Here is an 18,020-nt window from a genome sequence, read left to right on the forward strand (position 1 = left end):
TCATTTGAGGGAGGGGATCAGGCGGCGATAGTCGTTGAGTCCAGGGTGGCGCTGATAGCGCTTCTCCACCAGCCCGGAGTCAGGATTGGTGACGCCGAGGCAGTAACGAATACCAAATGTCGCCGCCGCATCCAGAATCGGCTCGCTGTCATCAATAAACAGCGTCTTCTTCGGGTTCAGGCCGGTAGCCTCAACAACGGCCTGCCACAATCGTTGATCCTCTTTCGGATAACCAAATGTGTGGGTAGAAAGCAATAAATCAAGGTGTGCACCAAGCCCGGTATGCTCAAGCTTCACCGCCAGGTTATGCGGATGAGCATTGGTGAGCAGAATGCGACGCTTGCCGCAGGCTTTCAGCGCGTCCAGAAAAGGCACCGTATCCTCACGCAGAACGGCACGTGCTCCCTCGGCGGTGGTCATGGCACAAATATCGAGCCCGAGACGTTCGCTCCAGTAATCCAGACAGTACCAGTTTAGCGTATGCTGCACGGCATGGTACTCCGCCTGCATGTGCGCCTGCGCCTCGGGCGGCGTTAAGCCACGTGCGGAACCAAAGGTTTCCGGTACCAGCGTCTGCCAGAAGTAGTTATCGAACGCGAGGTCCAGCAGCGTGCCATCCATGTCCAGCAGCACGGTATCCACGTCCTGCCAGTTAATATCAATATGCATGAGATACTCCTGCGAGAGGATAAGCGCGACAGGGTAGCATACCCTGTCGCGCGTCGTATTTATCAGATGAGGCGATCAGATGAGGCTGTCGGAGGCCTGAAGAAGCTGCGGGTTCAGGCAGCTGTCGTAGTACTCCTGAATATCGGCAAGGCGTGAGCGGTGGCGCTGGTAGCGACGCACTGCCTGGACGGCGTTATAGAGAGTACAGACGATCATCGCCAGCAGCAGCAGCGCGGTACCAATATAGCGCCACAGCCCGGCGCTGGATGGCATCCGGTGCAGGCTGACATGCTTCGTTCCGTTGGCATCGGTATAGATGTTAGTGACAATACCCTCGGCGCTAAACGGGGTCTGCATCAGCATTTGCGCCAGCCGTTGAAATTCGTTCCACTGCTCCTGAGCCGGATAGTCATACAGGGCAATCGGCGGCCAGGGCTGATCCACCAGCTCGCTGCCCTCATCGCTGGCGATCACAAACCCGCCCGGTGCCGGGCTATTCAACGCCTGGGCGGCACGTGAGGTCTCGCGCAGCAGGAAGGGGGCGGTGGAGGTGGTCACCAGATTATCAAGGGATTCGGCGCTGACCGGACGCAGCAGCACGTTGACGCCGCTGAGCCTGCCAGCGCTGGCGCGTTTGGTCAGCGTCTCCCAGTCTTTGGTGTTGCCAAGATTCACCAGCGCATTTTTCAGCCGCACGCATTCGTCGTCAGCAGAGCAGAGATCCTGAGTTTTTAGCACAATCTCGGCGAAATCATCCAGCAGCACCATGCCCGACTTTTGAATCGCCGAGCGCAGCGCGGCGCTGACGTGGGAATCCTCTTCGCTGGAGGGGTGCAGCTGGCGATTGACCGCCTGGATCAGCGCGTTCGCTTTATTAACGATATCGGACTCCGGCAGCGGCAGCGGCGGCGCGTCGTTCCAGATAATCTGCGAGCAGTCGAACGGCGAGAAGGGGGAGTTTTGCCGCCCGCGCCAGTTCTCCTGCATATGGATATTGCACATCCCGGTGCCCTGGATGCTTAGGGTATCGCCTATCCGCAGCCCGGCCTGCTCCAGCTGACTGACGCTGGTAGCCTCAACGGTCTGCGCGCCCTTCATCCATGACAGAGTGAATTTAACCGGCATATCCAGCGGCACCCAGATCAGCAGCAGAACCAGCACCACCAGCGCACCGAGGGAGATAATAGCGCTACGCAGCCAGTGCTGTAACGGGAAGTTGATCGCTTCGTCATGCAGGGATAAAAACCGTCCCTGGCGCACGACGTGGCGGTCAAGATAGATATCGATATCGGTCTGCTGGCCCAGATCCTGGGTGATGTAGGGCTGCCAGTGGCGGGGATAGATCAGATCGATAATCCCTAACGAGATATTGTTGATCTGCTCCTGATTGTTTTCACCAAACAGTCCCCAGCGCCGGGGCGTACCGCGCAGGCAGTGGATCTCCCGCAGGGTGTTTTTAGCCGGTGGGGCGAAGATCCCCCACAGCCCGGCGGCGAGGAGCATAACCGCGCCCCCGGCCATCCACGGTACAAAGACGTCCGGCGTCGCGAGGCAGAAATAGAACAGCAGGAATGAGGTCACAATCAAGAGCGCTTCTCGCAGGCCATCCGGGCGACTCAGGGCATACTCCTCCCGCGTCTCCTGACGAATATTCAGCAGCTCAATCTGTTCGCTCTCCTCCCCGCGGATAGAGGTCTGGGTGGAAGAGGGCAGCTCCAGCGCATAGCCGCGCGCTTCCTGGATATAGTCGCTCAGCGTATGGCCGTTAAGGGAGATCACCAGCGGCAGCGTATCGGTGCGGATAAGCTCAACCACGTTCTCGTCGGTGATATACTGCTCCCAGAACGGCGGTAGATGGACTTCAACCGAGTCGAGAAAGTAGCGCCACCTGTTTAGGTCGTCGCTGTTAATACCGTAGCGGGTGATCGAGTGGGTAACGGAGAGCACCGTATTGCTTTGCGCATTCAGGGAGAGAGAGACGGGGGCAGCGGTTGCGCCCGTCAGGCCGGGAGCCTGCTGGGTACGAGACAGCGTCTCGATATAGGCTTCAACCGCGCTACGCTCTTCTGGCGTAAGCTTACGGTTCGCCGCGCCAGCAAAATCTGGCAGGTACGGCAGACGGAAGCGACGGTGTGAACGTCGTCTGAAAAACCACCCTGCAAGGAGTGCGCAGGCCAGCATAGCAGCGATAAAAATCAAAATGGTGCTCATGCTTTTCCCATCTTACTTTTCTTACAGAGGTGTAGTCAGTGCACCTTGTTGGCGAAGCGAATAGTAGCAGCGCCCGATAGTAACAAAGCCGTATCGTTGACCATATCAGCAAATTCCTAGTTTCATTTCAACCTCTTGACTTTTTTGGCTAAATGATTAATGACTCATTCTACGTTGCACATATGTAAATAAAAGGCAATTGCCGTTGCCGAAACCGTGCGGTTTGCCGCACAATGGCGAAAGTTTTCACTGGAAAGACCCATCAGAATGAGCAAATCATTGCAAAAACCCACCATCCTTAACGTAGAAACGGTGGCTAAATCGCGCCTGTTTAACGTCGAAAGCGTGGATCTGGAATTTAGCAACGGCGTTCGCCGCGTGTATGAACGTATGCGTCCCTCGACCCGTGAAGCCGTTATGATTGTGGCCATTGTCGATGAGCACGTGATGCTAATCCGTGAGTATGCCGTCGGCATTGAATCCTACGAGCTGGGGTTCCCGAAAGGGCTGATTGACGCTGGCGAGAATGTCTATGAAGCGGCTAACCGCGAGCTAAAAGAGGAGATCGGCTTTGGCGCTAACCAGCTGACCTTCCTGAAGAAGCTCAGCATGGCGCCCTCCTACTTCTCCAGCAAGATGAACATCGTGGTTGCAGAAGATCTCTATCCGGAGTCGCTGGAAGGGGATGAGCCAGAGCCGCTGCCGCAGGTGCGCTGGCCGCTGGCACATCTGATGGATCTGCTGGAAGACCCCGATTTTAATGAGGCCCGCAACGTAAGCGCGCTGTTTTTAGTCCGCGAGTGGCTGAAAGGGCAGGGACGACTTTAAATTTAATCACGCCTGGCGGCGCTAACGCTTGCCGGGCCTACCGCGACAAAATGTAGGCCGGGTCAGGCGAAGCCGCCACCCGGCGTGTTAACCACTCAAAACAGCTCGTGCGTCTCGCCGTTATCGATAAGCGTTGTCCCCACCTCATGCACCGCCTGCTGCGTTGGCTGCGTGCCTTCAATGAAGAACTCCTGACGGCTGTTGCCACCGTTGGCCAACTGCCCGGTGCTGCGGTCGATATTCACCGTAATAATACCCGGCGGCGGCGTAAGCGGCGCTTCCGGCACGCCGTCCAGCACGCTCTTCATAAAGGCATCCCAGGCGGGTTGAGCGCTCTTCGCACCGCCCTCATAACCTGAGATCTGATCCTTAATCGCGCCAGAGGCGGTTGTGCGGCCAAGATCGCGGCGGTGATCGTCAAAACCAATCCATACCGAGGTCACAACGCCCGGACCGTAACCGGAGAACCAGGCATCTTTCGAGCTGTTGGTGGTGCCGGTTTTGCCGCCGATATCGTTACGCTTGAGATCGCGGCCAGCGCGCCAGCCGGTACCCTGCCAACCCGGTTCGCCAAAGATATTGGTGTTCAGCGCGCTCTTGATCAGGAAGGAGAGCGGGGTATTGATCACATGCGGCGCATACTGTGGCGCACCGGTCTGCGCGACCAGCGCCCGGTTGGCCTGCTCCAGCTGCGGCATCGGCACGGTGAGATTCTGCTGCTCCTGCGATACGGCCACGTCCTCAACGTTGCTGTTCTCCAGCACGTTGGACTTCTGCGTTTCGCCATAGATCACCGGAATATCACACTCTGCGCAGGCTACCTTCGGCTGCGCTTCAAACAGCACCTTGCCCTGATCGTTTTCGATCTTGCTGATAAACCACGGGTCTACCAGGAAGCCGCCGTTTGCCATCACCGCATAGCCGCGCGCGACCTGCAAAGGCGTAAAGGAGGCGGACCCGAGCGCCAGCGATTCGGTATGCACAATGTTCTGCGCCGGGAAGCCGAAGCGTTGCAGGTACTCCGCAGCGTAGTCGACGCCCATTGCCCGCATGGCTCGCACCATCACTACGTTTTTCGACTGGCCTAGCCCCTGGCGCAGACGAATAGGGCCAGCATACTCCGGCGGCGAGTTTTTCGGTCGCCAGTCAGAGCCTGCGCCTGCATCCCAGCGTGAGATCGGCACGTCGTTAAGAATGCTCGCCAGGGTCAGCCCCTTGTCCATCGCCGCGGTGTAGAGGAACGGTTTGATGTTCGAGCCAACCTGGCGCAGCGCCTGGGTGGCGCGGTTAAACTTGCTCTGGTTGAAGTCGAAGCCGCCGACCAGGGCGATGACTGCCCCGTTCTGCGGATTAATGGAGACCAGGGCAGAGTTCACGTCCGGCACCTGCGCCAGCCACCAGGCGTCGTTCACCTGGCGAACCCAGATCTGCTGTCCGGCCTGCACCGCATCGGTCACCCGGCGCGGCGTCGCGCCCTGAGCGGTATCCGAACGGAAAGGACGCGCCCAGCGCACCCCATCCATGCGCAGCGACACTGACGTGCCGTCGGCCAGCATCGCCGTTGCCTCCTGGGCATTGGCCTGCATGACTACGGCGGGAAGCAGCGGTCCGTAGGTCGGCAGCGCCCGTAAAGAGTCGGTGATTTTTTTGCTCTCCCAGGGACTTTCGCCCAGCTTCCACAGCACGTTTGCCGGTCCGCGATAGCCGTGACGCATGTCATAATCCATCACGTTGTCGCGTACCGCCTTCTGGGCCGCTTCCTGTGTCGTCCGCGTGATGGTGGTGTAGACCCGGTAGCCATCCTCATAGGCCTTCTCGCCGTAACGCGACACCATATCCTGGCGCACCATCTCCGAGAGATAAGGGGAGGAGAAGGCGATCTCCGGGGCGTGGTAGTTGGCATCAATGGCTTCACCGCGGGCGCTATCGTACTGCGACTGGCTGATGTAGCCCTCGCTCATCATACGCGCCAGCACCACGTTACGCCGTGAGGTGGCCCGATCGAGGGAGTAGAGCGGGTTGAATGTGGAGGGCGCTTTCGGCAGCCCGGCAATCACCGCGATTTCGCTGAGGGTAAGCTGGTCGACCGACTTGCCAAAGTAGACCTGCGCTGCTGCCCCCACGCCATAGGCGCGATAGCCGAGGTAGATCTTGTTCAGATAGAGCTCAAGGATCTCATCCTTCGTCATCATCTGCTCGATGCGAATGGCGAGGAAAACCTCTTTCAGCTTACGTATCAGGGTCTTTTCCGGACTCAGGAAGAAGTTACGCGCCAGCTGCTGCGTAATGGTACTCGCCCCTTGAGACGCGTGGCCAGAGAAGAGCGCGACGCTGGCGGCACGGAAAATCCCCACCGGATCGACGCCGTGATGCTCATAGAAACGGCTGTCTTCCGTTGCAATGAAGGCCTTGACCATAACGGGTGGGATCTGATCCAGGGTCAGCGGAATACGACGCTTTTCGCCGTACTGCGCGATCAACTCGCCGTCAGCGGTATAGACCTGCATCGGAATTTGCAGCCGCACGTCTTTCAGCGTGGCGACGTCGGGCAGCTGTGGCTCAATAAATTTGTAGAGGCCATAAACCGAGCCTGCTCCCAGCAGAATGCAACAGACTGCAAGGATAAATAGATACTTTACGAACTTCACCGGAGATTTCCCATTTAGTTTTCTTTGGGCAGTTTATAAACAATCGCGCGGTAGTATAAAGGCAAGCCTGATGCATTGATATAGCAGTCACCCTGACGGACGATAAGGAGATCGTGATTTATGGCAATCAGTCGCTGGCGAATAGGCCTTCATATTCAGCAGGATGGCATCTATGCCATCGCGCTAACGCAGGAAAAATCCCACTCTGTGTTACGCCACTGGTGGCAGCTGCCGCTGGCAGCGGGCACCCTTATCGATGGGCAGATCAAGCAGCCTGATCACCTCCGCGCGGCGCTACAGGCGTGGAGTAAAACCCTGCCGCGCAGGCACCAGATTAGCCTCGCCTTTCCCGCCGCGCGTACGCTGCAAAAGAGGATGCCCCGTCCCGCCGTACGGCTAGGCGAGAGCGCCCAGCTACAGTGGGTAGCAAATACGCTCGCCCGTGAGCTGGGTATGCCTGCCGACGACCTGCGCTTTGACTACACCGACGACAGCGTGCAGCGTGCGTACAGCGTGACGGCGGCGCAGAACAGCGAGGTTGCCGCGCTGCTGACGCTGGCGGATAGCCTGAGCCTGCACCTCTCGGCCATCACCCCCGACGCCTGTGCACTACAGCGCTTTATCCCGCTGCTTGCTCCGCCGCTGCGCTGGCTGGCCTGGCGCGATGCAAACCAGTGGCTGTGGGCAACGCGCAGCGGCTGGGGGCGGCGACCGCGTGAGGATGCCAGTAACCTTGATGAACTGGCGCAGGTGTTAGGTCTGCCGCTGGAGGAGGCCACGCTTTGTGATGCCGAATCGGGGAGCTTCGATCCCTGGAGCGCGATTACCCGCCGCTATCCGCCACTGCCGGAAAACGGCGGGTCCTGGGCGATTGCCATTGGCCTGGCGCTGGGAGGTGAGTAGTGGCGCAGGCGGTCAACTTTCTCCCCTGGCGCGCCCAGCGGCAGCGCCAATGCCTGCGTCTCTGGCTGACGATCTTCTCTGTCACCCTGCTGCTGATTGTGCTGCTGGCCGCGGTAATCCGTATGCGGACGTTGCAGGAGAGTCGGCGGCTGGGGCTGTTGCAGCAGGCGGGTGTAACATTGCAGGCAGGGCTGACGCAGCGCCAGGCGCGCCTGCACGCCCGACAGGCAGAGCGGCAGGCACAGCAGCAGCGTCAACAACGATTGCAGGCTACGCGGGAGTGGCAGCAGATCTTAACCGGCCTTGCTGACACGCTGCCGGAGCAGGCGTGGCTGAGCGAGCTGCGCTACCAGCAGGGAGCGCTGTCGCTGGCGGGCTATGCACTCGGCTTTACGGCGTTAAGCCAGCTTGAAACGGCGCTCTATGCTCTCCCCGGCCTGCAAATGGGCAAACCTGGTCCAGCCTCGCGGGATGCGCAGGGGCGATGGCAATTTAATTACGCTCTGGTTTTGGATGTGCGCCATGCGCCTTAGCCCTGAAGGCTGGCTCGCGCTCTCTGCCCGCAGTCGGGTAGCCGCCTGGCTAAGCGTGACGATGTGCTGCGCCGTGCTGGCCTGGCTCCTGATGGTGCGGCCATATGCAAGCGAGCAGACGCAGCGGCTGGCCGAGCTGCATGCGCAACAGCAGAGCCGCAGCCAGCTGTGGGCGAGCATTATGCCGCTGCGCCAGGCACGAGAGCAGACGGCAACAGCGCCTCTATCCGGACGCGCTTTTTCTGCCCTGGCTTTCCAGACCGGCAGCGCCCGGCTGCTCAGCTGGCATCCGAACGAGCATGGCGGTGAGATGGTGCTGCAAAGCGGATGGCAGGATGTGCCAGAGACCTTTGCCCGCCTCGCCGAGCAGGGTATGCAGGTCACTGCCTTTTCGCTGGCGTTAAAAGAGGAGGTGCTGCATCTGCGGCTGGAGCTGGAGAGCGGCAATGATCCATGACATGCGCAGAGCGTTGCTGCTGGCGCTGCCGCTGCTGCTGGGTATGCGCGACCCTTTCCAGCCGCTGCCGGACCGCTGTCAGACCGCGGCGTTGTCCCAGTGGCGCTATCAGGGGTTTATTACCGTTAACGGCCAGCGCCGGGGCGTGCTGCGTAACCCCGAGGGGGGATGGCACAGAGCGGTAGCGGGTAAGAGCCTGCCGACCGGCTGGCGCGTCGTCTCGGTCACAGAGCAGACGTTACAGATTGCCACTGCCGCAGGCTGCGAACCGGCGCTGTGGCAGTGGCAGCGACAAGGAGCCAGGAATGAAAAAGTGGATAGCAGCAGGGCTGCTTCTCAGCGCACTGACGGCGGAGGCAAAAAGCCCCGTACCGGTGACGTTGGTCGTCGATGATGTGCCGGTGGTGCAGGTACTGCAGACCCTGGCGGAGCTGGGAAAGTACAACCTCATCGCTGCGCCAGAGATCAGCGGTACGCTCTCCCTGCATCTGGTGGAGGTCCCGTGGACGCAGGCCCTGCAGACGGTGATCGCCAGCGCCGGGCTGGTTTTACAGAGAGAGGGGAGCATTCTCCAGGTGCACACTCAGGCCTGGTGGCAGCAGCAGCAGGAGAGGCGTGAGGCCAAAAAGGCGAAGCAGCAGAGCGCCCTGCCGCTGGTGGGAAAGAGCATTACGCTACGCTATGCCGAGGCTGAGGAGCTGGCCAAAGCGGGTGGCAAGCTGCTCAGCCCTCAGGGAACGATGATGGCCGATAAGCGCATGAACCGCCTGTTACTGCGCGACAATGCGGCTACGCTGCAGGCCATCGAGCGCTGGATAGCGGAGATGGATCTGCCCGTCGCCCAGGTGGAGCTGGCGGCGCATATTGTGACTATTAATGAAAAGAGCCTGCGCGAGCTGGGGGTGAAGTGGACGCTAGCCGAGGCACAGGCGACTGGGAAGATCGGCGATATCACTGCACTGAGCAGCGATCTCGCGGTGAGCGAGGCCACGACGCGGGTCGGATTTAACATCGGGCGCATCGATGGCCGAATGCTGGACGTTGAGCTGTCAGCCCTTGAGCAGGCGCAGCAGCTGGAGATTATCGCCAGCCCGCGCCTGCTGGCCTCTCATCAGCAACCCGCGAGCATTAAGCAGGGCAGCGAAATCCCCTATCAGGTCTCCAGCGGGGAGAGCGGCGCGACCTCGGTGGAGTTCAAGGAAGCGGTGCTCGGCATGGAGGTGACGCCAACGGTGCTGCAGGACGGCAGGGTGCGCCTGAAGCTGCACATCAGCCAGAATATGCCTGGCCAGGTACTCCAGCAGGCGGACGGTGAGGTGCTGGCCATCGATAAGCAGGAGATTGAAACTCAGGTGGAGGTGGGCAGCGGCGATACGCTGGCGCTGGGGGGGATCTTTCAGCAACAGAATAAATCCGGCAGTGAGAGCGTGCCAGGGCTTGGCAGGCTGCCCTGGCTGGGCCACCTCTTTCGCCACGACGGCCACGATAACGAGCGGCGCGAGCTGGTGGTTTTTATCACGCCACGCCTCATGCCGCTGCAGGGAGGCGGAAAGGGTAAAGCTTAAATATGATGATTTTTGCCGTGAACTGAACTCAGGTGTTTGACGTGAGAGATGAATTAGCTTACAAGGAGTACCGATTTTGAGCGTCAGCTACTCCCGTCTTACCTCAATTGACCTCTTCGCAAGGTTGGTGATTTATTCAGTTGCCAAAACGGCGCGAGTATTGAGATAATTTTCAGTCTGATTCTCGAACTTACGCATATGAGGTTTCAGTTCATGTCCTGCTCCGCCAGGTGTCTGCGAAGTGGGTTTACCATTAACGAATAGTCTTATAGTAGTACCGAAAAAATGGCAGAGAAACGCAATATCTTTCTGGTTGGGCCTATGGGTGCCGGCAAAAGCACTATTGGGCGTCAGTTAGCTCAACAACTCAATATGGAATTTTACGATTCTGATCAAGAGATTGAGAAACGAACCGGAGCTGATGTGGGCTGGGTCTTCGATGTAGAAGGTGAAGAAGGTTTCCGCGATCGCGAAGAAAAGGTCATTAACGAACTGACCGAGAAGCAGGGCATTGTGCTGGCGACAGGCGGCGGCTCTGTGAAATCTCGCGAAACCCGTAATCGTCTCTCCGCCCGTGGCGTAGTGGTGTATCTGGAAACCACTATCGAAAAGCAGCTGGCTCGTACTCAACGCGATAAAAAGCGTCCACTGTTACAGGTGGAGACGCCGCCGCGGGAAGTTCTCGAAGCGCTGGCTGACGAACGGAACCCTCTTTATGAAGAGATTGCCGACGTCACCATCCGCACCGACGATCAGAGCGCAAAAGTGGTCGCAAACCAGATTATTCATATGCTGGAAAGCAACTGATTCTGGCTTAATATAACGCCTGCAGGTTTTAGCAATTGAGGTGGATGTCGCGTCATGGAGAGGATTACCGTCACTCTTGGGGAACGTAGTTACCCAATCACCATCGCGGCTGGTTTGTTTAACGATCCAGCTTCCTTCTTGCCTTTGAAGTCTGGCGACCAGGTGATGCTGGTCACTAACGAGACGCTGGCTCCGCTCTATCTCGAAAAAATTCGCCATGTTCTCGAACAGGCGGGCGTGCGGGTTGACAGCGTCGTGCTACCGGACGGCGAGCAGTACAAAAGCCTGGCGGTACTGGATACGGTCTTCACCGCCCTGTTGCAGAAACCTCACGGGCGCGACACAACGCTGGTCGCCCTTGGCGGCGGCGTGGTCGGCGATCTTACCGGCTTCGCAGCAGCGAGCTATCAACGTGGCGTGCGCTTTATTCAGGTGCCCACCACGCTCCTTTCTCAGGTCGATTCGTCCGTTGGCGGCAAGACGGCGGTGAATCACCCTCTCGGCAAAAATATGATCGGCGCGTTCTACCAGCCCGTCTCGGTGGTCGTCGATCTCGACTGCCTGGCGACGCTTCCGGCGCGTGAACTCTCCTCTGGTCTGGCTGAAGTGATCAAGTACGGCATCATCCTTGACGCCGCATTTTTTGGCTGGCTGGAAGAGAATCTTGATGCGCTTCTGCGCCTCGACGGTCCAGCCATGGCGTACTGCATTCGCCGTTGTTGTGAGCTGAAAGCCGAAGTTGTCGCCGCAGACGAGCGCGAGACAGGCTTACGTGCTTTACTCAACCTGGGCCATACGTTTGGTCACGCTATCGAAGCCGAGATGGGCTACGGTAACTGGCTGCACGGTGAAGCGGTGGCGGCGGGAATGGTTATGGCAGCACGCGCGTCTGAACGCCTCGGGCAGTTTAGCCGTGACGATACGCAACGAATCATCACTTTACTCACGCGGGCTGGCCTGCCGGTCAACGGTCCGCAGGAGATGTCCGCAGAGGCCTACATTCCTCACATGTTGCGTGACAAAAAGGTGCTGGCGGGCGAGATGCGTTTAGTCCTGCCGCTGGCAATAGGGAAGAGTGAAGTGCGTGGCGGAGTGCCACACGATGTTGTTCTTGGCGCTATTGCTGATTGCCAGCAGGCGTAAAAATAGAAAGGTCTGGCCACGCCAGTCGTGGTGTTTAACTTCGGGCGATGCGCACTAGTGGTTGGCATTAGCCTTTGAGTGGGGTGTTAAATGGATGAATTCAAACCAGAAGACGAGCTGAAAACCGATCCCAGCGATCGTCGCCCTGGGCGTAATCGCCCGTCTTCTGAACGCGACAGCGATCCGCAGATCAACTTTGATGATGTCGACCTGGACGCTGACGATCGTCGCCCTTCACGGACGCGTAAAGCACGTGAAGAGATTGACGAAAGCTATGAAGAAGAGGCTGAGCTGGAAGAGAGCGCCGTGGATGAGGAGCGCGTAGAGCGTCGTCCTCGCAAGCGTAAAAAAGCCCCTGCCGCCAAGCCCGCCTCGCGCCAGTACCTGATGATGGGGCTGGGGATCCTGGTTCTGCTGCTGCTGATCGTCGGCATCGGCTCCGCGCTGAAATCGCCTGCCGATAAATCCGGCAGCGAGCAGGCCTCGACGGAGAAGAGCGTCAACCTCTCAGATAACGCCGCCGACCAGGCCAACGGCACGCAGCCTGCGCCGGGTACAACGTCCGCTGAGCAGACGGCGGGTAATCCGCAGGATGTCTCCCTGCCGCCAATCGCCTCTACCCCAACCGAGGGGCAGACCACTGCCGCGCCGGAAGGGCAGCAGCGCGTAGAAGTGCAGGGCGATCTGAACAACGCTCTGGCGCAGCCGCAGAATCAAAACCAGGTAGACAGCGTGGCGGTGAACTCCACCCTGCCAACCGAGCCTGCTACCGTTGCTCCGGTGCACAACAGCAAGGCAGCAGAGTCGCGCCAGACCGCCGCTTCTGAGCGTCAGACATCAGCCACCGAACATCGCGCTGCACCACGTGCCGAGCGCCAGCAGACAACGATCGAGCCGAAGCCTGCCCAGAGCGCACCGAAAGCAGCAGCCCAGCCGAAGCGCACCGAGACCGCGACCACCGCGCCAGCGGCCAGCGCCCAGCCTAAAGCATCGGCCAGCGCAGCCCCTGCAGCGAAACCGTCTGCAGCGGTAACGGCAACGGCACCAACCCAGTCGGCGAAGCCTGCCACAACCACTACGCCAGCCGCCGCCGCACCGGCAGCAGCAGCGCCAGCGGCTTCTGGCAACGCCTCTACCGGCAACGTAGGCTCCCTGAAGTCAGCGCCGGGCAGCAGTTACACGCTGCAGCTGAGCAGCTCGTCGAACTACAACAACCTGAACGCGTGGGCGAAGAAAGAGAATCTGAAAAACTTCGTCGTTTATCAGACCTCGCGTAACGGCCAGCCGTGGTATGTGCTGGTGAGTGGCGTCTATGCTTCGAAAGATGAAGCGAAACGCGCCGTCTCTACGCTGCCAGCCGACGTGCAGGCGAAAAACCCGTGGGCGAAGCCGCTGCATCAGGTGCAGGCCGATCTCAAATAGTGAGTAAAGCGCAAATGCTGTCGGGCTTACGCCCCAGCTGCAAAGGGTGTTATTAGTTAGTCAGCATGAAAAAGAATCGCGCTTTTCTGAAATGGGCAGGGGGGAAATACCCCCTGCTCGACGATATTAAAAAGCATTTACCCCCGGGTGAATGCCTCATCGAACCCTTTGTCGGGGCCGGGTCGGTATTTCTCAATACCGACTTTTCGCGCTATATCCTCGCGGATATCAATAGCGATCTGATTGGTCTCTACAACATCGTTAAAACCCGCACCGATGAGTACATTCTCAACGCCCGCGAGCTGTTTACGCCGCAGCATAATCAGGCTGAGGTCTATTACCAGCTGCGTAGCGAATTTAACCAGTGTCAGGATCCATTGCGACGTGCGGTGCTGTTTTTATATTTGAATCGCCATGGCTATAACGGTCTGTGTCGCTATAACCTGCGCGGTGAGTTTAATGTGCCCTTTGGCCGCTATAAAAAGCCCTACTTCCCGGAAGCCGAGCTGTACCATTTTGCTGAAAAGGCGCAGAACGCAGAGTTTCGTTGTCTCTCCTACGAGGAGTGTATGGAACTCGCCGACGTGAACTCCGTGGTCTATTGCGATCCGCCCTATGCGCCTCTCTCCGCGACGGCGAACTTTACCGCCTACCATACCAATAGCTTTAGCCCGCTAGAGCAGGCGCGTCTGGCAGAGATGGCGGAAGTGCTGGTCAGCAAGCAAATCCCGGTGTTAATTTCGAATCACGATACGCCGGACACCCGTGAGTGGTACAAAGCGGCGACGCATTTTCAGGTTAAAGTGCGACGCAGCATTAGCAGCAACGGTGGCACACGCAAAAAGGTGGACGAACTGCTGGCGCTCTATCGCCCGGCAGATAAAAAATAGTTCTCAAGGAGATGCGGATGAAACAGTATTTGATTGCCCCTTCAATTCTGTCGGCTGACTTTGCCCGCCTGGGCGAGGACACCGCTAACGCGCTGGCGGCCGGTGGCGACGTGGTGCATTTTGACGTCATGGATAACCACTACGTTCCCAACCTGACAATGGGGCCAATGGTATTGAAAGCCCTGCGCGACTATGGCATCACCGCCCCGATTGACGTCCACCTGATGGTGAAGCCGGTTGATCGTCTGATCCCGGATTTCGCTGCGGCGGGAGCGAGCATCATTACTTTCCATCCGGAAGCCACTGAGCACGTCGACCGCTCGCTGCAGCTGATCAAAGAGCATGGCTGTAAAGCGGGGCTGGTATTCAATCCGGCGACCTCCCTGAGCTGGCTTGATTACGTTATGGACAAGCTGGACGTGATCCTGCTGATGTCGGTCAACCCAGGCTTCGGCGGCCAATCTTTTATTCCGCATACTCTCGATAAGCTGCGCGAAGTGCGCCGTCGCATTGATGCCTCCGGCTACGACATTCGCCTTGAGGTTGATGGCGGCGTGAAGGCAGATAACATCGGCGAGATTGCTGCCGCGGGCGCAGATATGTTTGTCGCCGGTTCGGCCATTTTTGACCAGCCGGACTACCGCAAAGTCATTGATAAGATGCGCAGCGAGCTGGCAAAGGTACATCATGGCTAAAAAAATCGACGGAATCCAGGCGATTGCCTTTGATCTCGACGGCACGCTGGTGGATAGCGCACCGGGCCTGACCCATGCGGTAGACCAGGCGCTTTACGCTCTGGAGCTGCCGGCTGCCGGTGAGGCGCGGGTAGTGACGTGGATCGGCAACGGCGCAGACGTGCTGATGCAGCGGGCGCTGGCTTGGTCGCGTCAGGAGCACGCCAGCCAGCGTGCAATGGCGGGCAAACCGGCTATCGACCACTCTGCGATCCCGGAAGCGGAGCAGGCCAGTATTCTGCGCAAGCTGTTTGACCGCTACTACGCTGAGGCCGTTGAAGAGAGTAGCTTCCTCTTCCCGGATGTGGCAGGCACCCTGGCGGCGCTGCATGAAGAGGGCTATCCGCTGGCGCTGGTGACCAACAAGCCGACGCCGTTTGTTGCGCCGCTGTTGGAGGCGCTGGATATCGCCCGCTACTTCACGCTGGTGATCGGCGGTGACGACGTCAAAAACAAAAAGCCGCACCCGGAGCCGCTGCTGCTGGTGGCCGAGAAGCTGGGTGTGGCACCGCAGGCGCTGCTGTTCGTCGGCGATTCGCGGAATGATATTCAGGCGGCGAAGGCGGCTGGCTGCTGTGCCGTGGGCCTGACCTACGGCTATAACTACGGCGAAGCCATCGCGCTGAGCCAGCCGGATCGTATATTCGACCATTTCAAAGAGTTACTGCCCGCGCTTGGGCTTCCATATAGTGAACATCAGGAACAGAAAAATGACTAAGCCCATCGTCTTTAGTGGCGCACAGCCCTCAGGTGAACTGACCATCGGCAACTATATGGGTGCGCTGCGTCAGTGGGTAACCATGCAGGATGAGTACGACTGCATCTACTGCATCGTGGATCTCCACGCTATCACCGCCCGTCAGGATCCCGAGAAGCTGCGTAAAGCTACCCTGGATACGCTGGCGCTCTACCTGGCCTGCGGGATCGATCCCCAGAAGAGCACCATTTTCGTTCAGTCCCACGTGCCGGAGCATGCGCAGCTCGGCTGGGCGCTGAACTGCTACACCTATTTCGGTGAGCTGAGCCGCATGACCCAATTTAAAGACAAGTCAGCGCGCTACTCTGAAAACATCAACGCCGGCCTGTTTGACTACCCGGTGCTGATGGCGGCGGATATTCTGCTCTATCAGACCAACCAGGTGCCGGTCGGTGAGGACCAGAAGCAGCATCTGGAGCTGAGCCGTGATATCGCCCAGCGCTTCAATGCCATCTACGGCGACGTCTTCAAAGTACCGGAGCCGTTCATTCCGAAATCCGGCGCGCGCGTGATGTCCCTGCTCGAGCCGACCAAGAAGATGTCCAAGTCTGATGACAACCGCAACAACGTTATCGGCCTGCTGGAAGATCCGAAGTCGGTGGTGAAGAAGATCAAGCGTGCGGTAACCGACTCCGAAGAGCCGCCGGTGGTGCGTTATGACGTGAAGGAGAAGGCGGGCGTCTCTAACCTGCTGGATATCCTCTCTGGCGTAACCGGGCAGAGCATTGCCGAGCTGGAGCAGCACTTTGAAGGTAAAATGTATGGCCATCTGAAGGGTGAAGTGGCGGAAGCGGTTTCCGGCATGCTGACCGAACTTCAGGAGCGCTACCACCGCTACCGTAACGATGAGGCCTTCCTGCAGCGCATCATGAAAGAGGGTGCCGAGAAAGCCAGCGCCCGCGCCGCAGAGACGCTGAAAGCGGTATACGAAGCAATTGGCTTTGTTGCCAAGCCGTAATTCCCGTATGTCGCTGCCGTAGGCCTGATAAGCGCAGCGCCATCAGGCGTTGCTCGTTGTGCCGGGCGGCAGCGTTGCCTTGCCCGGCCTACGATGATTACGATTACAGTCGCGATCAGTGGTGCGAGAACCAGTTCAGCTTGTCACGTAGGGCGACGACGCGGCCAACGATGATCAGCGCCGGGCTCTCAACCTGCTGCGCCAGCGTACCCAGCTCGCTCAGTACCCCGCTCACTACCCGCTGCTGTACCGCCGTGCCGTTCTCCACCAGGGCTACCGGCATATCCGCCTGCATTCCGTGCTCAATAAGCTTCTGCTGGATCGTAGCGGCCTGGTTTAGCCCCATATAGAACACCAGGGTCTGCTTCTCTGCGGCCAGGTTCTCCCAGTCCAGCTCGCCGCCGGTTTTCAGGTGGCCGGTGATCAGCCGCACGCTCTGGGCATAGTCGCGGTGGGTCAGCGGAATGCCGGAGTAGGCGGAGCAGCCCGAGGCGGCGGTAATGCCCGGCACCACGGAGAAGGGGATCCCCGCATGACACAGGGTCTCCAGCTCTTCGCCGCCGCGGCCAAAGATAAAGGGATCGCCGCCTTTCAGGCGCACCACGCGCTTACCGGACTGCGCCTGGCGCAGCAGGATCTGGTTAATCTCCTCCTGCGGCACGCAGTGGTAGCCCGCGCGTTTGCCGACAAAAATACGGTCTGCATCGCGGCGCACCAGGTTCATAATGTCGTCTGACACCAGACGGTCATAGACCACCACGTCCGCCTGCTGGATCTGCTGTAATCCCTTCAACGTCAGCAGTCCGGCATCGCCCGGCCCCGCGCCGACCAGCACCACCTCCCCCCGGTTATCGAGCGGCGCGTTAAACAGCGACTCCGTCTCTTTGTCGATGGCGAGACGATCGCTGTTCGCCAGATACTGAGCGAGACGGTCGTTGGTAAAAAACTTCTCCCAGAAGCGGCGGCGCTCGGCCATGGTAGCGAAGGTGGCTTTCACTCGTCCGCGCAGGGTTCCGGCGTAGCCAGCAATTTTGCCGAGGTGCAGCGGCAGCAGCGACTCCAGCTTTTCACGCAGCAGGCGCGCCAGCACCGGAGAGGTACCGCCGGAGGAGATCGCCACCATCAGCGGCGAACGGTCGATAATCGATGGCATGATAAAGCTCGCCTCTTTCGGCGCATCGACCACGTTACAGAAGATGCGGCGCGCTTCTGCCGCATCGCTGACCTGCTGATTAACCGCATCGTCGTCGGTAGCGGCAATCACCAGCCAGCAGGGATCGAGCAGCGCCTCATCGAAGTGACCTTCGACCAGGGTGACCATGCCTTCGTCCGCCCATACGGTAAACTGTGGATCGAAGTGCAACGCATTGACGGTAAGACGCGCACCGGCTTCCAGAAGCAAGCGGGCTTTACGCTCTGCGACATCGCCACCGCCGACGAGCAGGCAGTCGCGATCGCGTAACTGGCAAAAAATAGGAAGATGGTGCACGACATA

General features: G+C 59.1%; 17 protein-coding genes. 13 read left to right on the forward strand and 4 right to left on the reverse strand.

Annotation, left to right across the window (positions count from 1 at the left end; genetic code table 11):
• Both yrfG and RTM13_RS09980 read right to left on the reverse strand, forming a co-directional pair.
• Nucleotides 1-669, reverse strand: a complete 669-nt coding sequence (gene yrfG / locus RTM13_RS09975; RefSeq protein ID WP_312211885.1) for a GMP/IMP nucleotidase — start codon at nt 667-669, stop codon at nt 1-3.
• A gap of 75 nt (nt 670-744) precedes the next feature.
• Nucleotides 745-2,880, reverse strand: coding sequence for an intracellular growth attenuator family protein (locus RTM13_RS09980; RefSeq protein ID WP_312211886.1), 2,136 nt, complete (start codon nt 2,878-2,880; stop codon nt 745-747).
• A 267-nt stretch (nt 2,881-3,147) separates the two neighbouring features.
• On the opposite strand from RTM13_RS09980, the gene nudE reads away from it, so the two are divergent.
• Nucleotides 3,148-3,708 (forward strand): ADP compounds hydrolase NudE, encoded by a 561-nt coding sequence (nudE, locus tag RTM13_RS09985; RefSeq protein WP_103820318.1) that lies wholly within the window; start codon nt 3,148-3,150, stop codon nt 3,706-3,708.
• A gap of 95 nt (nt 3,709-3,803) precedes the next feature.
• Here nudE and mrcA read toward each other — a convergent pair whose 3' ends face one another.
• On the reverse strand, nt 3,804-6,356 hold the full coding sequence (mrcA, locus tag RTM13_RS09990; protein ID WP_312211887.1) for a peptidoglycan glycosyltransferase/peptidoglycan DD-transpeptidase MrcA: 2,553 nt from the start codon (nt 6,354-6,356) through the stop codon (nt 3,804-3,806).
• 120 nt (nt 6,357-6,476) lie between these two features.
• Here mrcA and RTM13_RS09995 point away from each other — a divergent pair, with 120 nt between their 5' ends.
• From RTM13_RS09995 to trpS, 12 genes are all read left to right on the forward strand, one after another.
• The gene (locus RTM13_RS09995; RefSeq protein ID WP_312211888.1) at nt 6,477-7,259 is read left to right on the forward strand and encodes a DNA utilization protein HofM; all 783 of its coding nucleotides are present in this window, start codon (nt 6,477-6,479) and stop codon (nt 7,257-7,259) included.
• Nucleotides 7,259-7,792 carry a PilN domain-containing protein gene (locus RTM13_RS10000; protein WP_312211889.1) on the forward strand — a complete coding sequence of 178 codons (534 nt, stop codon included), beginning with the start codon at nt 7,259-7,261 and terminating at the stop codon, nt 7,790-7,792. Before RTM13_RS09995 ends, RTM13_RS10000 begins: the two co-directional genes overlap by 1 nt.
• A complete protein-coding gene (locus RTM13_RS10005; RefSeq protein ID WP_312211890.1) occupies nt 7,782-8,249 on the forward strand; it encodes a hypothetical protein in 468 nt (155 codons plus the stop codon). Before RTM13_RS10000 ends, RTM13_RS10005 begins: the two co-directional genes overlap by 11 nt.
• Entirely contained in the window at nt 8,239-8,643 is a 405-nt protein-coding gene (locus tag RTM13_RS10010; protein WP_312211891.1) for a HofP DNA utilization family protein, read from the forward strand. The genes RTM13_RS10005 and RTM13_RS10010 overlap by 11 nt, the downstream gene beginning before the upstream one ends.
• Nucleotides 8,555-9,814 (forward strand): DNA uptake porin HofQ, encoded by a 1,260-nt coding sequence (gene hofQ, locus RTM13_RS10015; RefSeq protein ID WP_312211892.1) that lies wholly within the window; start codon nt 8,555-8,557, stop codon nt 9,812-9,814. Before RTM13_RS10010 ends, hofQ begins: the two co-directional genes overlap by 89 nt.
• A gap of 285 nt (nt 9,815-10,099) precedes the next feature.
• Nucleotides 10,100-10,621 carry a shikimate kinase AroK gene (gene aroK / locus RTM13_RS10020; RefSeq protein WP_003861630.1) on the forward strand — a complete coding sequence of 174 codons (522 nt, stop codon included), beginning with the start codon at nt 10,100-10,102 and terminating at the stop codon, nt 10,619-10,621.
• A 54-nt stretch (nt 10,622-10,675) separates the two neighbouring features.
• Complete coding sequence (gene aroB, locus RTM13_RS10025; RefSeq protein ID WP_312211893.1) at nt 10,676-11,764, forward strand: 3-dehydroquinate synthase; 1,089 nt, start codon at nt 10,676-10,678, stop codon at nt 11,762-11,764.
• A gap of 90 nt (nt 11,765-11,854) precedes the next feature.
• On the forward strand, nt 11,855-13,186 hold the full coding sequence (gene damX, locus RTM13_RS10030) for a cell division protein DamX (protein ID WP_312211894.1): 1,332 nt from the start codon (nt 11,855-11,857) through the stop codon (nt 13,184-13,186).
• A 65-nt stretch (nt 13,187-13,251) separates the two neighbouring features.
• Nucleotides 13,252-14,076, forward strand: a complete 825-nt coding sequence (gene dam / locus RTM13_RS10035) for an adenine-specific DNA-methyltransferase (protein ID WP_312211895.1) — start codon at nt 13,252-13,254, stop codon at nt 14,074-14,076.
• A gap of 17 nt (nt 14,077-14,093) precedes the next feature.
• Nucleotides 14,094-14,771, forward strand: a complete 678-nt coding sequence (gene rpe / locus RTM13_RS10040) for a ribulose-phosphate 3-epimerase (RefSeq protein ID WP_312211896.1) — start codon at nt 14,094-14,096, stop codon at nt 14,769-14,771.
• On the forward strand, nt 14,764-15,528 hold the full coding sequence (gene gph / locus RTM13_RS10045) for a phosphoglycolate phosphatase (protein WP_312211897.1): 765 nt from the start codon (nt 14,764-14,766) through the stop codon (nt 15,526-15,528). The genes rpe and gph overlap by 8 nt, the downstream gene beginning before the upstream one ends.
• Nucleotides 15,521-16,525, forward strand: coding sequence for a tryptophan--tRNA ligase (gene trpS / locus RTM13_RS10050; protein ID WP_312211898.1), 1,005 nt, complete (start codon nt 15,521-15,523; stop codon nt 16,523-16,525). Before gph ends, trpS begins: the two co-directional genes overlap by 8 nt.
• 115 nt (nt 16,526-16,640) lie before the next feature.
• Here the strand turns inward: trpS and cysG are convergent, their stop codons facing one another.
• Nucleotides 16,641-18,014: a siroheme synthase CysG gene (gene cysG, locus RTM13_RS10055; RefSeq protein ID WP_312211899.1), complete on the reverse strand. Its 1,374-nt coding sequence runs from the start codon at nt 18,012-18,014 to the stop codon at nt 16,641-16,643.
• Nucleotides 18,015-18,020: the final 6 nt, after the last annotated feature.

The sequence above is a fragment of the Pseudescherichia sp. genome (assembly GCF_031979925.1).
GTDB lineage: Bacteria > Pseudomonadota > Gammaproteobacteria > Enterobacterales > Enterobacteriaceae > Pseudescherichia.

What these genes read in the sequence shown, in the direction of transcription:
- yrfG (WP_312211885.1), bottom strand. Translation starts at nt 669, where the DNA reads ATGCATATTGATATTAACTGGCAGGACGTGGATACCGTGCTGCTGGAC.
- RTM13_RS09980 (WP_312211886.1), bottom strand. Translation starts at nt 2,880, where the DNA reads ATGAGCACCATTTTGATTTTTATCGCTGCTATGCTGGCCTGCGCACTC.
- nudE (WP_103820318.1), top strand. Translation starts at nt 3,148, where the DNA reads ATGAGCAAATCATTGCAAAAACCCACCATCCTTAACGTAGAAACGGTG.
- RTM13_RS09995 (WP_312211888.1), top strand. Translation starts at nt 6,477, where the DNA reads ATGGCAATCAGTCGCTGGCGAATAGGCCTTCATATTCAGCAGGATGGC.
- RTM13_RS10005 (WP_312211890.1), top strand. Translation starts at nt 7,782, where the DNA reads ATGCGCCTTAGCCCTGAAGGCTGGCTCGCGCTCTCTGCCCGCAGTCGG.
- RTM13_RS10010 (WP_312211891.1), top strand. Translation starts at nt 8,239, where the DNA reads ATGATCCATGACATGCGCAGAGCGTTGCTGCTGGCGCTGCCGCTGCTG.
- hofQ (WP_312211892.1), top strand. Translation starts at nt 8,555, where the DNA reads ATGAAAAAGTGGATAGCAGCAGGGCTGCTTCTCAGCGCACTGACGGCG.
- aroK (WP_003861630.1), top strand. Translation starts at nt 10,100, where the DNA reads ATGGCAGAGAAACGCAATATCTTTCTGGTTGGGCCTATGGGTGCCGGC.
- aroB (WP_312211893.1), top strand. Translation starts at nt 10,676, where the DNA reads ATGGAGAGGATTACCGTCACTCTTGGGGAACGTAGTTACCCAATCACC.
- damX (WP_312211894.1), top strand. Translation starts at nt 11,855, where the DNA reads ATGGATGAATTCAAACCAGAAGACGAGCTGAAAACCGATCCCAGCGAT.
- dam (WP_312211895.1), top strand. Translation starts at nt 13,252, where the DNA reads ATGAAAAAGAATCGCGCTTTTCTGAAATGGGCAGGGGGGAAATACCCC.
- rpe (WP_312211896.1), top strand. Translation starts at nt 14,094, where the DNA reads ATGAAACAGTATTTGATTGCCCCTTCAATTCTGTCGGCTGACTTTGCC.
- gph (WP_312211897.1), top strand. Translation starts at nt 14,764, where the DNA reads ATGGCTAAAAAAATCGACGGAATCCAGGCGATTGCCTTTGATCTCGAC.
- trpS (WP_312211898.1), top strand. Translation starts at nt 15,521, where the DNA reads ATGACTAAGCCCATCGTCTTTAGTGGCGCACAGCCCTCAGGTGAACTG.